15 protein-coding genes are annotated in these 15175 nt (G+C 71.9%); 4 read left to right on the forward strand and 11 right to left on the reverse strand.

Annotated features, from left to right (window positions below):
* Positions 1 to 163: 163 nt before the first annotated feature.
* Both AB0C30_RS37660 and AB0C30_RS37665 read right to left on the reverse strand, forming a co-directional pair.
* Complete coding sequence (locus AB0C30_RS37660) at positions 164 to 886, reverse strand: response regulator transcription factor (RefSeq protein WP_357953016.1); 723 nt, start codon at positions 884 to 886, stop codon at positions 164 to 166.
* A complete protein-coding gene (locus AB0C30_RS37665) occupies positions 883 to 2565 on the reverse strand; it encodes a histidine kinase (RefSeq protein WP_357953018.1) in 1683 nt (560 codons plus the stop codon). Before AB0C30_RS37665 ends, AB0C30_RS37660 begins: the two co-directional genes overlap by 4 nt.
* Positions 2566 to 2752: 187 nt before the next feature.
* Between AB0C30_RS37665 and AB0C30_RS37670 the strand changes: the two genes are divergently transcribed.
* Together AB0C30_RS37670 and AB0C30_RS37675 are read left to right on the forward strand one after the other, a co-directional pair.
* Positions 2753 to 3343, forward strand: coding sequence for an SAM-dependent methyltransferase (locus AB0C30_RS37670; RefSeq protein ID WP_357953019.1), 591 nt, complete (start codon positions 2753 to 2755; stop codon positions 3341 to 3343).
* Between the two features lie 26 nt (positions 3344 to 3369).
* Entirely contained in the window at positions 3370 to 4551 is a 1182-nt protein-coding gene (locus tag AB0C30_RS37675; protein WP_357953021.1) for an acyl-CoA dehydrogenase family protein, read from the forward strand.
* 194 nt (positions 4552 to 4745) lie between these two features.
* Here the strand turns inward: AB0C30_RS37675 and AB0C30_RS37680 are convergent, their stop codons facing one another.
* The 9 genes from AB0C30_RS37680 to AB0C30_RS37720 all read right to left on the reverse strand — a co-directional run bounded on the left by AB0C30_RS37680 (position 4746) and on the right by AB0C30_RS37720 (position 12574).
* The gene (locus AB0C30_RS37680; protein WP_357953023.1) at positions 4746 to 5537 is read right to left on the reverse strand and encodes an enoyl-CoA hydratase/isomerase family protein; all 792 of its coding nucleotides are present in this window, start codon (positions 5535 to 5537) and stop codon (positions 4746 to 4748) included.
* A complete protein-coding gene (locus AB0C30_RS37685) occupies positions 5534 to 6448 on the reverse strand; it encodes an alpha/beta hydrolase (RefSeq protein ID WP_357953025.1) in 915 nt (304 codons plus the stop codon). Before AB0C30_RS37685 ends, AB0C30_RS37680 begins: the two co-directional genes overlap by 4 nt.
* Positions 6449 to 6457: 9 nt before the next feature.
* The gene (locus tag AB0C30_RS37690; protein ID WP_357953026.1) at positions 6458 to 7144 is read right to left on the reverse strand and encodes a gamma-glutamyl-gamma-aminobutyrate hydrolase family protein; all 687 of its coding nucleotides are present in this window, start codon (positions 7142 to 7144) and stop codon (positions 6458 to 6460) included.
* A 127-nt stretch (positions 7145 to 7271) separates the two neighbouring features.
* Positions 7272 to 8495 (reverse strand): cytochrome P450, encoded by a 1224-nt coding sequence (locus AB0C30_RS37695; protein WP_357953028.1) that lies wholly within the window; start codon positions 8493 to 8495, stop codon positions 7272 to 7274.
* On the reverse strand, positions 8492 to 9688 hold the full coding sequence (locus AB0C30_RS37700) for a cytochrome P450 (protein WP_357953029.1): 1197 nt from the start codon (positions 9686 to 9688) through the stop codon (positions 8492 to 8494). Before AB0C30_RS37700 ends, AB0C30_RS37695 begins: the two co-directional genes overlap by 4 nt.
* Positions 9685 to 10281 (reverse strand): ATP/GTP-binding protein, encoded by a 597-nt coding sequence (locus AB0C30_RS37705; protein ID WP_357953031.1) that lies wholly within the window; start codon positions 10279 to 10281, stop codon positions 9685 to 9687. The genes AB0C30_RS37700 and AB0C30_RS37705 overlap by 4 nt, the downstream gene beginning before the upstream one ends.
* Positions 10259 to 10615 carry a DUF742 domain-containing protein gene (locus AB0C30_RS37710; RefSeq protein WP_357953033.1) on the reverse strand — a complete coding sequence of 119 codons (357 nt, stop codon included), beginning with the start codon at positions 10613 to 10615 and terminating at the stop codon, positions 10259 to 10261. Before AB0C30_RS37710 ends, AB0C30_RS37705 begins: the two co-directional genes overlap by 23 nt.
* Entirely contained in the window at positions 10612 to 11010 is a 399-nt protein-coding gene (locus AB0C30_RS37715) for a roadblock/LC7 domain-containing protein (RefSeq protein WP_357953035.1), read from the reverse strand. The genes AB0C30_RS37710 and AB0C30_RS37715 overlap by 4 nt, the downstream gene beginning before the upstream one ends.
* A gap of 49 nt (positions 11011 to 11059) precedes the next feature.
* Complete coding sequence (locus AB0C30_RS37720; RefSeq protein ID WP_357953038.1) at positions 11060 to 12574, reverse strand: ATP-binding protein; 1515 nt, start codon at positions 12572 to 12574, stop codon at positions 11060 to 11062.
* A 610-nt stretch (positions 12575 to 13184) separates the two neighbouring features.
* Here AB0C30_RS37720 and AB0C30_RS37725 point away from each other — a divergent pair.
* Positions 13185 to 13679, forward strand: coding sequence for a CAP domain-containing protein (locus AB0C30_RS37725; protein ID WP_357953040.1), 495 nt, complete (start codon positions 13185 to 13187; stop codon positions 13677 to 13679).
* A gap of 320 nt (positions 13680 to 13999) precedes the next feature.
* Positions 14000 to 15118 (forward strand): globin domain-containing protein, encoded by a 1119-nt coding sequence (locus tag AB0C30_RS37730; RefSeq protein WP_357953041.1) that lies wholly within the window; start codon positions 14000 to 14002, stop codon positions 15116 to 15118.
* Positions 15119 to 15175 lie beyond the last annotated feature (57 nt).

Consider the following 15175-nt stretch of genomic DNA (forward strand, 5'->3'; position numbering starts at 1 on the left):
GCGGCGACCGGGGCCCCGGCGACCCCGAGCGGCCGGCGGCGACCGGGACCCGGGGCGACCCCGAGTGAACGGCGGTGGCCGGGGCCCCGAGCGGACGGCCGCGACCAGGACCCCGGAAACCCCCGAACAGCGCGCGGGTCAAGGGCCTCGGCCAGCGTGCGGGTCAGCTCAGGGGATCACCCGGGGGGCCGCCGCGGGAGTGGCGGAGGGGCTGGCGCAAGGGGTGGTGTACCGGGCGGAACGCCGCGTCCACCAGGCCGGTGCGGTAGGCGACGACGGCGGCCTGGATCCGGTTGCGCAGCCCCAGTTTGTCCATGGCGGCGGCGACGTGGGACTTGACCGTGGTCACGCCGACGCCCAGCTCCTCGGCGATCTCCGCGTTGGACAGGCCGGTGCCGACCAGCGCCAGCACCTCCAGCTCGCGGTCGGTGAGCCCGGCGGGGACCGGTACGCTCGCCGCCTCCTCGGCGGCCAGGAAGCGGGCGACCACCCGGCGCAGCACTGAGGGGGCCAGGAGCTGCTCGCCGGTCGCGGCCCTGCGTACGGCGTCGACCATGCGTTCTGGCTCGTCGTCCTTGACCAGGAAGCCGACGGCGCCCGCGCGCAGGGCGGCGTAGACGTTGGAGTCCTCGGCGAACGTGGTGAGCACGACGATCCTGGCGGCCGGCCGCGCCAGCAGGATCCGCCTGCTCGCCTCCAGCCCGTCGACCCTGGGCATGCGCAGGTCCATCAGGATCACGTCGGGCAGGTGGAGTTCGGCCAGGCGTACGGCCTCGGCGCCGTCCACGGCCTCGGCCACGACCTCCATGTCGCCCGTGACCTGCAGGAGCATGCGCACGCCCGCGCGTACCAGCGCCTGGTCGTCGGCGACCAGCACGCGGATCACGCGCCACCTCCCGTGAGGCCGCCGGTGAAGCGCTCGGTGACGCACCCCGTGCGCCCGACCACGTACTCGGTGGCGTGCAGCTCGGTGATGTGCGGGGCGGCGGTGGGCATGGTCGCGGTGAGCAGCCAGCCGCCGTCCTGGTCGAGGCCCGCGGTCAGCGTGCCGCCGAGCGCGCGGACGCGCTCGCGCATCCCGGCCAGGCCGCGGCCGGACGAGGGCAGGCGTTCGATGGTGGTGGGCGGGGAGCCGTTGCGTATGTGTACGGTCAGCCCTTGGCCGGCGGTGGTGACGGCGACACTCACCTGAGTGCCGGGACCGGCGTGCTTGAGCACGTTCGTGAGACCTTCCTGGACGATGCGGGCCGCGGAGGCGCGGGCCACGAGGGGGGCGTGCGCGGTGGCGGGGTCGAGCTCCAGCTCGACCTGGAGGCCGGCGGCGGTCATCCGCTCGGCGCACTCGCGTATGAGGGCCGCGGGGTCGGCGGCCATGTCGGGGCGGCGGCCGGGGTCGCGCAGCACGTCGAGCAGCCCGCGCAGGTCCTCCAGCGCCTGGTGGCCGGTCTCGCGGATGTCGGCCAGCGCGTCGGCGACCGGCCCCTCGGGGGCGGCGTAGCGGGCGGCACTGGCGCGCAGGACCATGGCGCCCACGTGGTGAGCCACGATGTCGTGTACCTCGCGGGCGATGTTCTCGCGCTCGAAGAGCTGGTCGGCGCGTACCTGGGCGACCGCCAGCCGCGCCGACTCGCGTAGCCGCAGCCCCTCGGCCTCGGCGGCCGCCTGCCGTACGCCCAGGTAGCGGCCGATCGCGACGGGTGTGGTCACCAGGGCCATCAGGACGGCGACGCGGAACGCGGTGACCTCGGTCGAGTCCTGGACGATCGCGATCGAGGCGAGCATGGTGCAGGTCACGTAGGTGACCGTGATCCAGGCCCAGGAGGCGATCCGCATCGCGAACACGCAGAGCGCGATCAGCGTCAGGATCAGGCAGGTGGTGACCGTGTCGTTGAGATACTGGTCGGCGGCGATCAGCAGCACGCTCTGGAACATGAACACCAGTCCGGGAAAGCGCCGCGCGACGCCGAGGGAGAGCCCGCCCAGCACCGCGAGCAGTCCCACGACCCAGACCGGCTGGGTGCCGTTGTGCCAGTCGGTCCAGGTGCTCAGCACCGTGAAGGCCACTCCGCCGCCGGCCAGCAGCACGTCCGGGGTGAGGTCGGCGTCCTTCAGCCGCCCGGCGGGGCCGCGCAGGTAGGCGCCGATGAGAACGGGCAGGGCGGGGACGAGCACCGAGTACATCCACGCGTTCGTGGTGAACGCGATGCCCGGGTCGGCCAGGTTGACCGCGGTCGCGGCGACGGCCACGCCCAGGGCCAGGCAGGTCGGCCGCCAGCCCGAGCGGTAGGCGACCAGGCCCACGGAGACGCAGAGCAGCATCTGGGCGGTGTTGGAGGTGAACGACCCCACCTGGTCGGTGAAGACGAGGAAGGCGGCCAGGTAGAGGCTCACCGCCAGGGGCGCGCGCCGGACCAGGCCCATGGGCGCGCCCACGCCCACGGCCATCGGGATCACCTCGTTGCCCGGCAGCAGGGCGGAGCCGCCGCCCTTGGCCGACAGCAACACGTCGAGAGCGGTCCCCGCGGCCGCGAGCACAAGGTCGAGCGGCACTCCACGCCATCGCATGCGCCCACGTTATCCGGGTGCCGCGCACCCGCCGGACCTACAGCCGGACCTACAGCCGGGCCTCCCGCCGCTCCTCCCGCCGACGCCCGCCGCTCCTCCCGCCGGAGGAGGCGGTCTCCTCCAAGTGGCCGCGGCTTCGTCCCTTGGGGGGACGAAATCGGGGCGAGAACTCCCTTACGTTTGTGGTATGCCCAATGACACCGCAATGTTCCTCGGCCAGTTCCTGCGCGCTCCGGCCACCATCGGGGCGCTCGCGCCCAGTTCACGGTGGCTCGCGGCGGCGGTCTGCGCGCCGGTGCCGGAACGCGGCGAGCCGACCGTGGTCGAACTCGGCCCTGGTACGGGGCCCTTCACCGCCGAGATCCAGCGCCGGCTGAGCGGGCGCGGCCACCACCTGGCCGTGGAGGTCAACCAGTCGCTGGCGGCGTTGCTGGCCGAGCGGTTCCCCACCGTGGACGTCGCGAACGACGACGCGACCGAGCTGCGCCGCCTGCTCGGCGAGCGCGGCCTGCGGCAGGCGGACGTGGTGGTCAGCGGGCTGCCCTGGGCGGCCTTCCCCGAGGACCTGCAGCGCGGGCTGCTCGGCGCGGTGGCCTCGACGCTGAGCCCGGCGGGGGCGTTCACCACCTTCTCCTACATTCACGCCGTTCCGCTGAACTCGGCGCGCCGCTTCCGGGCGCTGCTGGCCGAGCGGTTCGAGGAGGTCGTGCGGGGCCGTACGGTGTGGCGCAACGCGCCTCCGGCGTTCGTGTTCCACGCCCGCCGGCCGCGACCCTGAACAGAACTTACTTCTACAATGGTGTGATGGATTTCACGCTTCCCGAAAGCGCCCTGGCCGTCCAGCGCGGCATCGGCGACATCTGCGCACGTTATGACCTTGATTACTGGCAGCGGTGCGAGGCGGACAAGCGCTGGCCGGAGGAGGTCTGGGCGGAGCTGGCCAAGGGCGGGTGGCTGGGTCTGGCCGTACCCGAGGAGTTCGGCGGGGGCGGCCAGGGGCTGCTGGAGCTGGCGGTGGCGACGGAGACGCTGGCCGCCTCGGGGGCGGCGGGCGGCTCGGCGTTCACGTACGTGCTGACACCCGGGTTCGGCGCGCTCACCCTGGCCAGGCACGGCACGGCCGAGCAGCGGGCGGAGCTGCTGCCCCGGCTGGCCACGGGTGAGGTGGAGACGTGTTTCGCGCTGACGGAGCCGGACGCCGGCTCCAACTCGCTGGCGATCACGACGGCGGCCCGGCGCGACGGCGACGACTACGTGATCAAGGGTCAGAAGATCTGGATCACCGGCGTGCAGCGGGCCACCTGGATGCTGCTGGTCACCAGGACCGTCCCGGCGGCCGAGGCCAGGCCGCGTACGCACGGGCTGACGGTCTTCCTGGTGAACGTGCCGGAGGCGGTGGCGACCGGGCGGCTGTCCTACCAGCCGATCCCGAAGCTCGGCGCCAACACGACGCCGTCGAACATGGTGTTCATCGACGATCTCCGGGTGCCCGCCTCCAGCGTGGTGGGGCAGATCGACCAGGGCGCGGCGGTGCTGTGGGACATCCTCAATCCCGAGCGGGTCCTGCTCGCCGCCTCCGCGCTCGGCGGGGCCGAGGTCGCGTTGCGGGTCGCGGTGCAATATGCCAAGGAGCGCGAGGTGTTCGGCCGGCCGATCGGCGCCAATCAGGCGATCGCGTTCCCGCTGGCCCAGGTCAAGGCCAAGATCGAGCTGGCCCGCCTGATGATCTACAAGGCGGCGTGGTCGTTCGACCGGCGCCTGCCGTGCGGCACCGAGGCCAACATCGCCAAGCTCACCGCCTCACAGGCGGCGTGGGAGGCGGCCGACGCCGCGTTCCAGACGCACGGCGGGATGGCGTACTCGCTGGAGTATCCGGTGGCCAGGCTGCTCACGGACGCCCGCATCGGGAAGGTGGCGCCCGTGACGGAGGAGCTGCTGCTCAACTACCTCGCGACCCAGGTGCTCGGGCTGCCACGCAGCTTCTGACCGATCGACACTACCGATCGACGGTGTGGCCGATCTGCCACGCGCACCAGCGACCGGCGCGGGCCGCGGCTTCGTCTCCCGGGGCGGCGTTCTCGGCCTCGGCGGACAAGCCCGATCCGGCACTGGTGCGGCAGCAGCCCTTCCACACCGTCCAAGGGTCACGCCTACCCTGGGCGCGCGGGTGAAACCGCAGGTCAGCCGAACTCCGGTGACCGTTTCTCGCGCACCGCCCGCACACCCTCCACCACGTCGGGGCCGCTGAAGCCGAGAAACTCCATGGCCAGCGAGGCGTCGAAGGTGGGCCCGGCCATGCGCAGCCAGTTGTTCAGGGAGTATTTGGTGAGGCGGATGGCCTCCTGGGAGCCGGCCGCGAGCCGCACGGCGATCTCCATCGCCTTGTCGTGCACCTGGTCGTCGTCGACGCACAGGCTCACCAGGCCCATCCGCTCGGCCTCCGCGCCGGTGACGGGCTCGCACAGCAGCAGGTGGTATTTGGCCTTGGCCAGCCCGCACAGCAGCGGCCAGATGATCGCGGCGTGGTCGCCCGCCGCGACGCCGAGCCTGGTGTGGCCGTCGATGATGCGGGCGGTGCGCCCGGCGACGGAGATGTCGGCCAGCAGGGCGACGGCCAGCCCGGCGCCCACCGCGGGCCCCTGGACGGCGGAGACGATCGGCTTGGCGCAGTTGAGCACGTTGTAGACGATGTCGCGGGCCTCGGCGAACACGCGCAGCCGGGTGGCGTGGTCGCGGGTCATCTCCTCGATCATCGACAGGTCGCCGCCGGCGGAGAACGCCTCGCCCTCTCCCCTGACGACCACCGCCCGGACGGAGTCGTCGCGGTCGACGTCGCGCCAGATCTCGGCCAGCTCGCGGTGGCCGGTCATGTCGACGGCGTTGCGCCTGCGCGGCTCGCTGATCGTGATCCGCAGCACGCCGTCGGCGGGCGTGTCGATCTTCAGCTTCTCGTACGCGTTCCGGTACGTCACAGAGCCTCCCGCAGCCGGTCAGCCACGTAGTCGCGGGCCTCCACAGCCTGGTCGAACAGGCCGGGCAGGCCGAAGAAGCCGTGGATCGCCCCGTCGAACCTGCGCGTCTCGACGGGCACCCCGGCCTCGGCCAGCCGCGCGCCGTAGCGCTCGCCGTCGTCGCGGAGCACGTCGTACTCGGCGGTCACCACGGTCGCGGGCGCCAGCCCGGCGAAGGACGGCAGCCGCAGCGGGGACAGCCGTGGATCCGCCGGGTCGGCCTGGCCGGCGTAGGTGCGCAGGAACCACGCGAATTCCTCGGCGTCGAGGCCGAGGCCCGTGGCGAACTCGGTGTGGCTGGGGGAATCCATGGCCGCGTCGAGCGCCGGATAGATGAGCACCTGGTGGGCCAGGTTCAGCCCGGCGTCGCGGGCCTGCCAGGCGGCCACGGCGGCGAGGTTGCCGCCGGAGCTCTCGCCCATCACCGCGACGCCGCCGTCGCACTGGTAGAAGGCGGGGCGGGCGAAGATGTCGCGCACCACGGTCCAGGCGTCGTCGGCCGCGGCCGGGAACGGGTGCTCGGGCGCCAGCCGGTAGTCGACGGAGACGACCACCGCGCCGGTGCGGATGGCCAGGTCGCGGCCGAGCGCGTCGCTGCGCTTGATGCCCCCGGTCACCCAGCCGCCGCCGTGGAAGAAGACCACCACGGGCAGCGCGCCGTCGCCCCGGTCGGCGCGGTAGACGCGGATGGGCACGTCCTCGGCGCTCTCGTCGCGGACGAAGGGCAGGTGGGTGAGCGGCCCGCGCTGGGGCGCGAGGCCGTCCTGGTTCCGGGCCTCCTGAATCTCGGCCAGGTCCATCCCGGCCGGGCCGGGGCCGGGATCGGACATGTAGCGCTCGACGAACTCCTGCGCCTGGGGGTGCAGTGGCATGATCGAAGCCTAGCGGGCCGCCTCCACGAGCGCGTCGAAGAGCCGTCCGTCCTCGGCCCGCTCCGGGTGCCACTGCACGCCGACCCCGAACCGGTGGCCCTGCAGCTCGATGCCCTCGACGATCTGGTCCTCGGCCCAGGCCACGGCCAGCAGCCCGTTGCCGAGCCTGCGTACCGACTGGGTGTGCGGCGCGACCACCTCGACCTTGTCGCCCACCGCCTTGCCGAGCTTGCTCGACACGCTCACCTGGATGACGTGCGGCGTGCCCGGCTCGGCGTGCCGCTCGTTGTCGAGCACCTCGGGCAGCCAGGGGATCAGCGTGCCGCCCTGGGCGACGTTCAGCACGTGCATGCCGCGGTCGATGGCCAGGATCGGCACGTCGGCCTGTACGGCGGCGCGGGCCAGGGCCAGCTCGAACCGGTCACGGTGTCCCTGCGCCTCGGGCACCCGCTCGTCCTGTTCCTCGCCGTAGGCGCTACCGCCCACCTCGACCCCGCCGGCCAGCACCACGCCCCGCAGCCCTCGTACGTAGTCGTCGATCGCGTGCAGGTTCAGCGGCGGCAGCACCACGGGGGCGCCTCCGGCGCGCTCGACGGCCTTGGCGTAGGACGGGGGCGACAGCACCGCCTCCCGCACCCAATCGCCCCAGCGGGCGGCTTCGAAGTAGGCGGTGATGCCGATCAGCGGTCGGGACATGCGATCTCCAGGGTGCCTGGTGGAGTACGTGCCGCCGCCGGTGGTGACGACGGCCGCACGCCCATCATGGCGTACACCATTTCGGTTATGTCACCTCTCCTGAAGATCCCTGCTGCATAAGGGGTGATTACCGCACCGTGAGAAAGACCGGCAGCTCCGCCGCGGAATTGGAGAACAGGGACGGTACGGGGACCAGCGCCGCGGACGGAACGGCCAGCGACAGGCCCGGATAGCGGCGGAAGAGGGCGGGCAGCGCCTCGGTGGCCTCCAGGCGGGCCAGCGGGGCGCCCAGGCACAGGTGGGGACCGCCGCCGAAGGCCAGGTGCCTGCGCTGCTCGCGGGTGATGTCGAAGCGCGCGGCGTCCTGGCCGTGGTGCGCCTCGTCGCGTCCCGCCGCGCTGTACGGAGCCAGGATGGCCTCTCCGGCGGGGATGGTGACGCCGGCGATCTCGATGTCCTCCAGCGGGTAGCGGGCCATGAAGTTGCCGATGGGCGCGTCCCAGCGCAGCGTCTCCTCCACCACGGCCGACCAGGTCTCCTCGCCACCGACCACCGCCAGAGCGCGCTGCTCCGGGTGGGTGAGCAGGGCGCGGGCGCCGTTGACGATCAGGCTGAGCGTGGTCTCGTGCCCGGCGGCGAGCATCAGCCACAGCGTGCCGACCAGCTCCTCGTCGGTGAGCCGCTCCGGGTCGTCGCGCTGGGCGGCGATCAGCGCGCTGATCAGGTCGTCGCCGGGCTCGGCGTGCCGCGCGGCGACGAGCCGGTCGAGCAGCAGGTAGATGTCGCGCTGGGTCTTGAGCACCTCTTCCGGGGCGGTGGTGGAGCGGAAGATGCTGTCCACCAGCTCCCGCAGCTCCGGGCGCTCCTCCTCCGGCACCCCGACCAGCTCGCAGATCACCTGCATGGGCACCGGGTAGGCGAAGTGCTTGCGCAGGTCGACGGTCCCGTCGGCGGCCGCGTGCGAGGGCAGGTCGTCCAGCAGCCCGCCGACGATCCCGGCGATGCGCGGCCGCATGCTCTGGACGCGGCGCGGCGTGAGCGTCTGGGTGACGAACTTACGCAGCCGGTGGTGCTCCCGCCCGTCGGCGGTGACCATGTTGGTGACCTTGACCATGCCGATGAGCGGCCAGTCGTCGGTGATGCGGCCGTCACGGACGGCCGTCCAGTTGTGCCAGTCCTTGCTGACCCTGCGGTCGGTCAGCAGGTCGGCCAGCAGCGCGTGATGGGTGACCGACCACGCCTCCACGCCGCCCGGCAGGACGACGCGGACGACGGGGCCCAGCTCCCGCAGCCGGGCGGCCTCGCCGTGGTGGTCGGTCCCGGCGGGGTCGAGGGTGACTACAGGGATCATGAACGGTCTCCAAGCGCGCGGAAGTGGACGGGCAGCGAGGCGGGGCAGCGGGTCCACGGTGACGGGTGCGGGGTCAGCTCCGCGGCGTCCACGGACAGGCGCACGTCAGGCAGCAGGTGCAGGGCCGTCTCCACCGCGGTGCGGGTGATGAGCCGGGCGGGGACGGGCGCCGGGCAGACGTGCGGACCGGCGCTCCAGGCCAGGTGGGCGCGGTTGCCCAGCTCGATCTCCGTCGCGCCGCCGTGGACGCGCGGGTCGTCGTTGGCCGCCCCCAGGCCCAGGACGAGCGCGTCACCGCGGGCGATGCGCCGGCCGCCCAGCTCGGTGTCGCGCAGGGCGTACCGGGCGGGCATGTTCGTCATGGGCGGGTCGCGCCAGAGCACCTCGTCCAGCGCGTCGTCGACGCCCAGGCGCCCGCCGCGCACCCGGCCGGCGAAGCGCGGGTCGGTCAGCATGAGCCGGAAGGTCTGCGCGATCCACGTGGTCGTCGTCTCCTGCCCGGCGGAGATCATCACCACCATCGACTGCAGCACCTCGGCCTCGTCGCGCAGGTCGGCGTGGGCCAGGAAGTGGCTGGTCAGGTCGTCGGACGGGGTCTCCTTCCTGGCCCGCAGGAGGCCGCCGAGTATCTCCTCGAACTTCTTGTTGCCGGCCTGGGAGTCCTCGGCGCTGCCGAACAGGGCGCGCAACGCCGCCAGCAGCTCGTGCCCCTGGCCAGTGTCGAGGCCGAACAGGCCGGCGATGGCCAGCATCGGGACGACGGCCGCGTAGTCGCCCACCAGGTCGGCGCCGCCCCGGTCGGCGAAGCCCTCGATGAGCTCGCGGCACATGGACTCGACGGAGCGGCGCATGCGGCGCTGGTCGATCGCGGCGACCCCGTCGTCGATCGGACGGCGCAGGCGGCGGTGTTCGGCCCCGTCGGCGCCGATCACGTTGGGCCGCCAGAACATCATCGGCCCCAGCCCCGAGTCGGGCGGCACGACGCCCTCCTGGAACAGCCGCCAGTTGCGGGCGTCGCGCGAGTACAGCTTCTCCTGCCGGGTGATGGTCAGCAGCTCGTGGTAGCCCATGACCAGCCAGGCGCCGACGCCCGGCTCCAGCTCCACCCAGGCGACGTCGCCCCATTCGCGGCGCAGCCTGCGGAAGACGCCGCGTGGGTCGGGGCAGGTCGTGGTGGCGGACAGGGGGATCATGAGGGGCCCTTCTGCAGGGCGAGCGCGTGCTCGACAAGGGTGATCAGCGCGTCCACCGAGGAGGAGCGGCTCCTGGCGTCGCAGTTCACGATGGGCGTGCCGGGCTCCAGGTCCAGTGCCTCCCGCAGCGCCTGCGCGCTGTGGTCGGCGGAGTCGGGGAAGTGGTTGACGGCGACGGCGAAGGGCAGGTCGCCGCGGAGTTCGAGCTGGTCGATCACCTCGAAGCTGCCCTCGATGCGGCGGGTGTCGACCAGGACGAGCGCGCCCACGGCGCCCTCGCCGAGGCCGGCCCACAGGTCCCAGAAGCGCCGCTGGCCGGGCGTGCCGAACAGGTAGAGCGCGGTGTACGGGCTGAGCGTGATCCGGCCGAAGTCCATGGCCACGGTGGTCGTGGCCTTGCCCTCCAGCCCGGCCAGGTCGTCCACGCCGACGCTGGCCTGCGTCATGGTCTCCTCGGTGCGTAACGGCTCGATCTCGCTGACCGCGCCGATCATCGTGGTCTTGCCGACACCGAAGTCGCCGACCACGAGGATCTTGACCGCCTGCTGCACGGTGTCGGGCAGGTAGCGGTCAGCTGAGCCGGCGGAGCCCATTGAGCACCTCCTGGAGGGTCGTCAGGTCGGGACGCCCGGCCTCCGGGATGCGGGAGCGGGCTATCAGGTGGCCGGAGTCGACCAGGTCGGAGGCTAAGATCCCGGCCACGCTCAGCGGCAGCTTGAGGTGCGCCGCCGCCTCCGCCAGCGACAGGAGCCGCCCGCACATGCGCAGCAGGTCACGCGCCTGGCGGGTGGCGGAGGGCGGCAGGGGCTTACCGGCGTCGGCCACGACGAGGAGGGTGTCGAGGCCGATGGTGTTGCGGGTGGGGCGGGCCCGGCCCTGGGTCAGTACGTAGGGCCGTACCGCGCTGTCGTGGTACTCGCCGCTCATTGCCGCGCGGCCCGGCGTGCGGGGGTGCTGAAGTTCCTCTCGCCGATCTTGATGACCTGGGCCTGCATCTGCTGCGCGATGAGCCGCGGGTCGACCACCGGATCGGTGATGACCACCAGGTGGGAGCCGGATCCGGCGGCGCGGGCGAACAGGAAGCCGCCCTCGAAGCCCACCATCAGCTCCCTGACGGCCCTGTTGCCGCCGCCGAACTCACGCCCCACGCTCTGGGCCAGCGACTGCAGCCCGGAGCAGGCGGCCGACAGGCGGTCGGCGACGTCCCTGTCCGTACCGGCCGAGCGGGCCTTCAGCAGGCCGTCGGAACTGAGCACGACGACGTGGCGGACCCCGGGGACCCAGACGACCTCGGCGATCATCCAGTCCTGATCTTGGTGCATCGGTACCCCGTTCGTCATCTGTCGTTGTCCGTCATCCGCCGTTGTCCGGTCATCCGCCGTCGTGTGCCCCTGCGTCGGGGTCGTGGTCAAAGAAGGCGGCCATCCACTCGCCCGCCTGTTCCGGGGTGGCGGCCGGCTCGGCGGCCGGTCCCGCCGCGGCGAGCCGCTCGGCGTCGGAGCCCGCCTCACCACGGCGTGAGCGCCTGCGCGGCAGCGCGCCGCCGCCCGCCGTGTCCTCCGTCGTCCCCGCGACGTGCTCGCCCAGGGCGGCGGGCGCGTCCGGCACCGGCTCGTCCGGCACGGGCTCGTCCAGCGTGGGGTGGTCCTGGGTGAAGTGGTCCTGGGCCGGGTCGATCGGCCGGACCTCGTGGCGGGCGGGCCGGGCTCGGGGCGGCGCCTCGGCCGGCTCCAGCGTCTCCACGATCGGGCCGGGAACCAGGACGACCGCGCGCACCCCTCCGTACGGTGAGGGCAGCAGGTCGGCCAGGAACCCGTGGCGGCGTACGTAGTGCCCGATGACCGCGAGCCCGGTCTGCGGGATCTCCCCCACCTCGCCCACGTCGACGGAGCGGCGCCCGGAGACGATTTCGCGCGCCTGCTCCAGCTGGTGGTCGTCCATGCCGACGCCGCCGTCGTCGATCTCGATGACGGCGCCGCGCTGCACGTTGCGCACCGCGACGAGCACCGTGGTCGCCGGCGGCGAGGACTGGGTGGCGTTGGCGAGCAGCTCGGCCACCAGGTGGATGAGCGGCTCGACCACGTGGGCCGCGACAGCGGTGTCCGGGTCGCCCGACACCTCCACCCGCTTGTAGGCGACGATCCTGGAGGCGGCGGCCCGCACCACGTCGACCAGCGCGAGCGGTTTGGGCCACTGCTGTCCCGGCCACTCGCCGCACAGCACGGCGAGGCTCTGCGCGTGGCGGCCCTGCTGGGCGGCGGCGTGGTCGACCTGCATGCTGGTCTCGAGCACGTCCGGGTTGCCGGGATGGCGCTCGGCCATCACCGAGACGTTCTCCTGGATGCGGTGGGCGGAGGTCTGTACGCGCCGGGCCAGCGCCAGCAGGGCCAGCCGCAGCGACTCCTGCCGCTCGCGGTCCTGCCCGGCGGCCTCGCCGACCGCGTCGAGCACCTCTTCCAGCAGCTCGGCCGCGTCCTCGTCGAGCCCCTGGCTCTGGTACGGCGGGGGCACCTCGCCCTGGGCGATCACGGCCGGGATCCGCTTGTCCACCAGGTGCCTGACCGCCTCCTGCAGGGCCTTGGAGCGGGCCGCGACGTGCTTGCTCCACTGGGTGTTGCGCTGCTGGAGGTGGTGCTGGAACTCGGCCTCGCGCTGGTGCATGGCGCTCTCGCGGCGGCTCATCGTCCGCAGGGCCTCCTGGTGCGCCTGGCGCAGCGCCGCCACGGCGGCCAGGGCGAGGAGCGAGAGCGCCGCGGCGCCGACGCACGCCCAGACGACGCCGGTGCGGCTGTCGAGGAGCAGGGCGGCGAAGGCGCAGCACGCGGCGACCACCGGCAGGGCCAGCCCCGCCGGCCAGAGCCACTGCGTCTGAGGTGAAGGGGTCACCGGCGGCTGAGTGGCCGGCGTCGGCGGCTGAGGAGCGGGCCGCTGAGGTGACGGCGTCCGGCGGGCCGGAGCTTGGGGCGGTGGCGGTGGGGGTTGGGAACGAGCCATGGTCACCTTCGCGAACGGGCTGGAGTATGCGCTGGTCTCAAGCGGGAGGCGGCTACGGAGACCCCCTCTGCCGAAGCAAGCGGCATCTCCCCTTCCAGTCCGTTGCCTCTGCGTCACTCCCAGTGGCGACGCTTCCGCCAAGATCCGATTATTCCGACTCTACTGAATGAGTCAATCCATTCCCCGCCGCCTGTCAGATATATACCAAAGATGCCTTTTATCCCGCTTTATCATGAAATGTCCGACTTCGAGGCCGTGGCGCGCCTGACAATTCCCGGCCGATCCTGTCAATGAATCGCGTCTTCATATCCGGCCAGGAAAAGGCCGATAAGGTCCGCCCGAAAAGTCATCGTCATAAGATATGGACCCCCTATGACCCTTGTCCGGGCAAAACCCGTCACCCACAATCCAGAGGACACCGCCGGACCACAGGAAGGAAACTCATCGTGCCTGCGAACAATGACGTATTCGCGTACGCCCCCTCGCAAACGAGGTGCTGAGCGTGGCCCGCTACCGCGCCCCCCTGCCGGACGCCACGAGCGCCGCCTTCCTCGCCGAGGCGCTGGCCGAGGCCAATGCCCTCCGCGCCGTGCACCACGCCCCGCCGCTGGTCCTGGACCAGGAACTGGTCGAGTACGCCAGGTCCCGCGCCGCGTCGCGATCGGAATACCCGGACACCGAGGCCGGGCACGACGGGTTACGGGAAGGCACCGGGGAGAACCTTTTCTGGGGCGCCGGCTCGAAACAACGGCCGCTCGACGCGGGGAAAGCGGTTGCCGAATGGTACGAGGAAATCAAAGGCTACGACTTCACCGACCCGGAAAACGTCGTCGACTGCGGACACTTCACCCAACTGGTATGGAGGGAGAGCCGGCGGATGGGCGCCGGACGTGTGGCCGGACGGGGCCCGGATTTCTTCGAGACCTACATCGTCTTCGTTTTCGAGGCGCCCGGCAATAAGCCCGGCCACTTCGCGGAGAACGTACGTCCCGCCTGACTTCCGGCCCGGGAGCCGTGCCGCCGACGGCTCCCCTCACCCCGATCACCTCAGTCACATATGCGAATAAAACACACTTTCACTTTGATGACCAAAATCTCCCCCACCTTGAACGCGGAAAATCACGTTATCGTCACGGACAGTTTTGCTCCGCACTGTATCGGGGCGAAACGGTTGTGACGCTCAGGAGGTGGTGTAAGACTCGAATTCGAGCGAGCAGTCGTGCCGGGGCCCGCCGCACGCTCATTACCCGGAGCCGTCAGGGAGGTGTTAACGACACGACCGGAAGAATATTCCGGTCAAAGGGTGGGGTTAATTTCATGTCGTTGAATCCGCGCCTGGTAAAGGAGAGTTTCTCCGTCGTGGAGCCGGTGGCCGACAAGGCCGCCGCCTACTTCTACGGCCGGTTGTTCGCCGAGAGTCCGCACCTGCGGGGCATGTTCCCCCCGGCGATGGACCTGCAGCGCGACCGGCTCTTCGGCGCTCTGACCCGCATCGTGTGGAGCCTGGACAGCCCGGCCAGCCTGGCGTCCTTCCTCGGCCAGCTCGGGCGGGACCACCGCAAGTACGGCGTGATCGCGGAGCACTACACCGCGGTCGGCAACGCCCTGCTCGCGACCATCAAGCGGTTCGCCGCCGACATCTGGAACGAGGAGATCGAGGCCGCCTGGGCGGCCGCCTACACCGCCGCCGCCAACCTCATGATCGAGTCGGCCGAGTCCGACTCCGGGGTCTCGCCCGCGTGGTGGCTGGCCGAGGTCATCGACCACGAGCTCCGCGCCCCGGACATCGCCGTCCTGACGCTGCGGCCGACGCAGCGCCTGCCGTACACGGCGGGCCAGTACGTCAACGTGCAGGTCTCGCGGTGGCCGCGCGTCTGGCGCACGTTCTCCATCGCCAACGCGCCGCGCCCGGACAACACGATCACGCTGCACGTGCGCTCGGTCCCCTGCGGCTGGGTGTCCACCACGCTGGCCAGAGACACCCGCATCGGCGACACGATCATGCTGGGGCCGCCGATGGGCACGATGACGCTGTGCGACCGCAGCTCGCGCGACGTGCTGTGCGTGGCGGGCGGCACCGGGCTGGCACCGATCAAGGCGATCATCGAGCACATCATCGCCTCGGGCCGCCGCCCCAACATCCACCTGCTGTTCGGGGCGCGGACGGCGGCGGAGCTGTACGACCTGCCCGACCTCATCCGGATGGAGTCGACGTTCCCCTGGCTGCGGGTGCTGCCGGTGGTCTCCGGCCAGGCCGGCTACGAGGGGATGCGCGGCCGGCTGCCGGAGGTCACGCAACGCTTCCACTCGTGGGCCGAGCATGAGGTGTACGTGTGCGGGCCGTCCGGCATGGTCAGCGAGACGGTCCGGCGCCTGCGCATCGACGGCGTGCCGCTGTCCCGCATCCACCGCGACATCGTGCAGGGAGAGCGCTGACGCGGCGACCACGACCGTTCGCCGAGTCTCCGTGCCGCCCCCTCCCCGAAGGAGATG

The organism is Nonomuraea sp. NPDC048901 (genome assembly GCF_040649695.1).
In the GTDB taxonomy this organism is placed as follows: domain Bacteria; phylum Actinomycetota; class Actinomycetes; order Streptosporangiales; family Streptosporangiaceae; genus Nonomuraea.

Excerpts from the sequence above, each read along its gene's own strand:
- AB0C30_RS37665 (WP_357953018.1), bottom strand. The coding sequence starts at position 2,565 with ATGCGATGGCGTGGAGTGCCGCTCGACCTTGTGCTCGCGGCCGCGGGG.
- AB0C30_RS37670 (WP_357953019.1), top strand. The coding sequence starts at position 2,753 with ATGCCCAATGACACCGCAATGTTCCTCGGCCAGTTCCTGCGCGCTCCG.
- AB0C30_RS37675 (WP_357953021.1), top strand. The coding sequence starts at position 3,370 with ATGGATTTCACGCTTCCCGAAAGCGCCCTGGCCGTCCAGCGCGGCATC.
- AB0C30_RS37685 (WP_357953025.1), bottom strand. The coding sequence starts at position 6,448 with ATGCCACTGCACCCCCAGGCGCAGGAGTTCGTCGAGCGCTACATGTCC.
- AB0C30_RS37690 (WP_357953026.1), bottom strand. The coding sequence starts at position 7,144 with ATGTCCCGACCGCTGATCGGCATCACCGCCTACTTCGAAGCCGCCCGC.
- AB0C30_RS37695 (WP_357953028.1), bottom strand. The coding sequence starts at position 8,495 with ATGATCCCTGTAGTCACCCTCGACCCCGCCGGGACCGACCACCACGGC.
- AB0C30_RS37700 (WP_357953029.1), bottom strand. The coding sequence starts at position 9,688 with ATGATCCCCCTGTCCGCCACCACGACCTGCCCCGACCCACGCGGCGTC.
- AB0C30_RS37705 (WP_357953031.1), bottom strand. The coding sequence starts at position 10,281 with ATGGGCTCCGCCGGCTCAGCTGACCGCTACCTGCCCGACACCGTGCAG.
- AB0C30_RS37710 (WP_357953033.1), bottom strand. The coding sequence starts at position 10,615 with ATGAGCGGCGAGTACCACGACAGCGCGGTACGGCCCTACGTACTGACC.
- AB0C30_RS37715 (WP_357953035.1), bottom strand. The coding sequence starts at position 11,010 with ATGCACCAAGATCAGGACTGGATGATCGCCGAGGTCGTCTGGGTCCCC.
- AB0C30_RS37730 (WP_357953041.1), top strand. The coding sequence starts at position 14,000 with ATGTCGTTGAATCCGCGCCTGGTAAAGGAGAGTTTCTCCGTCGTGGAG.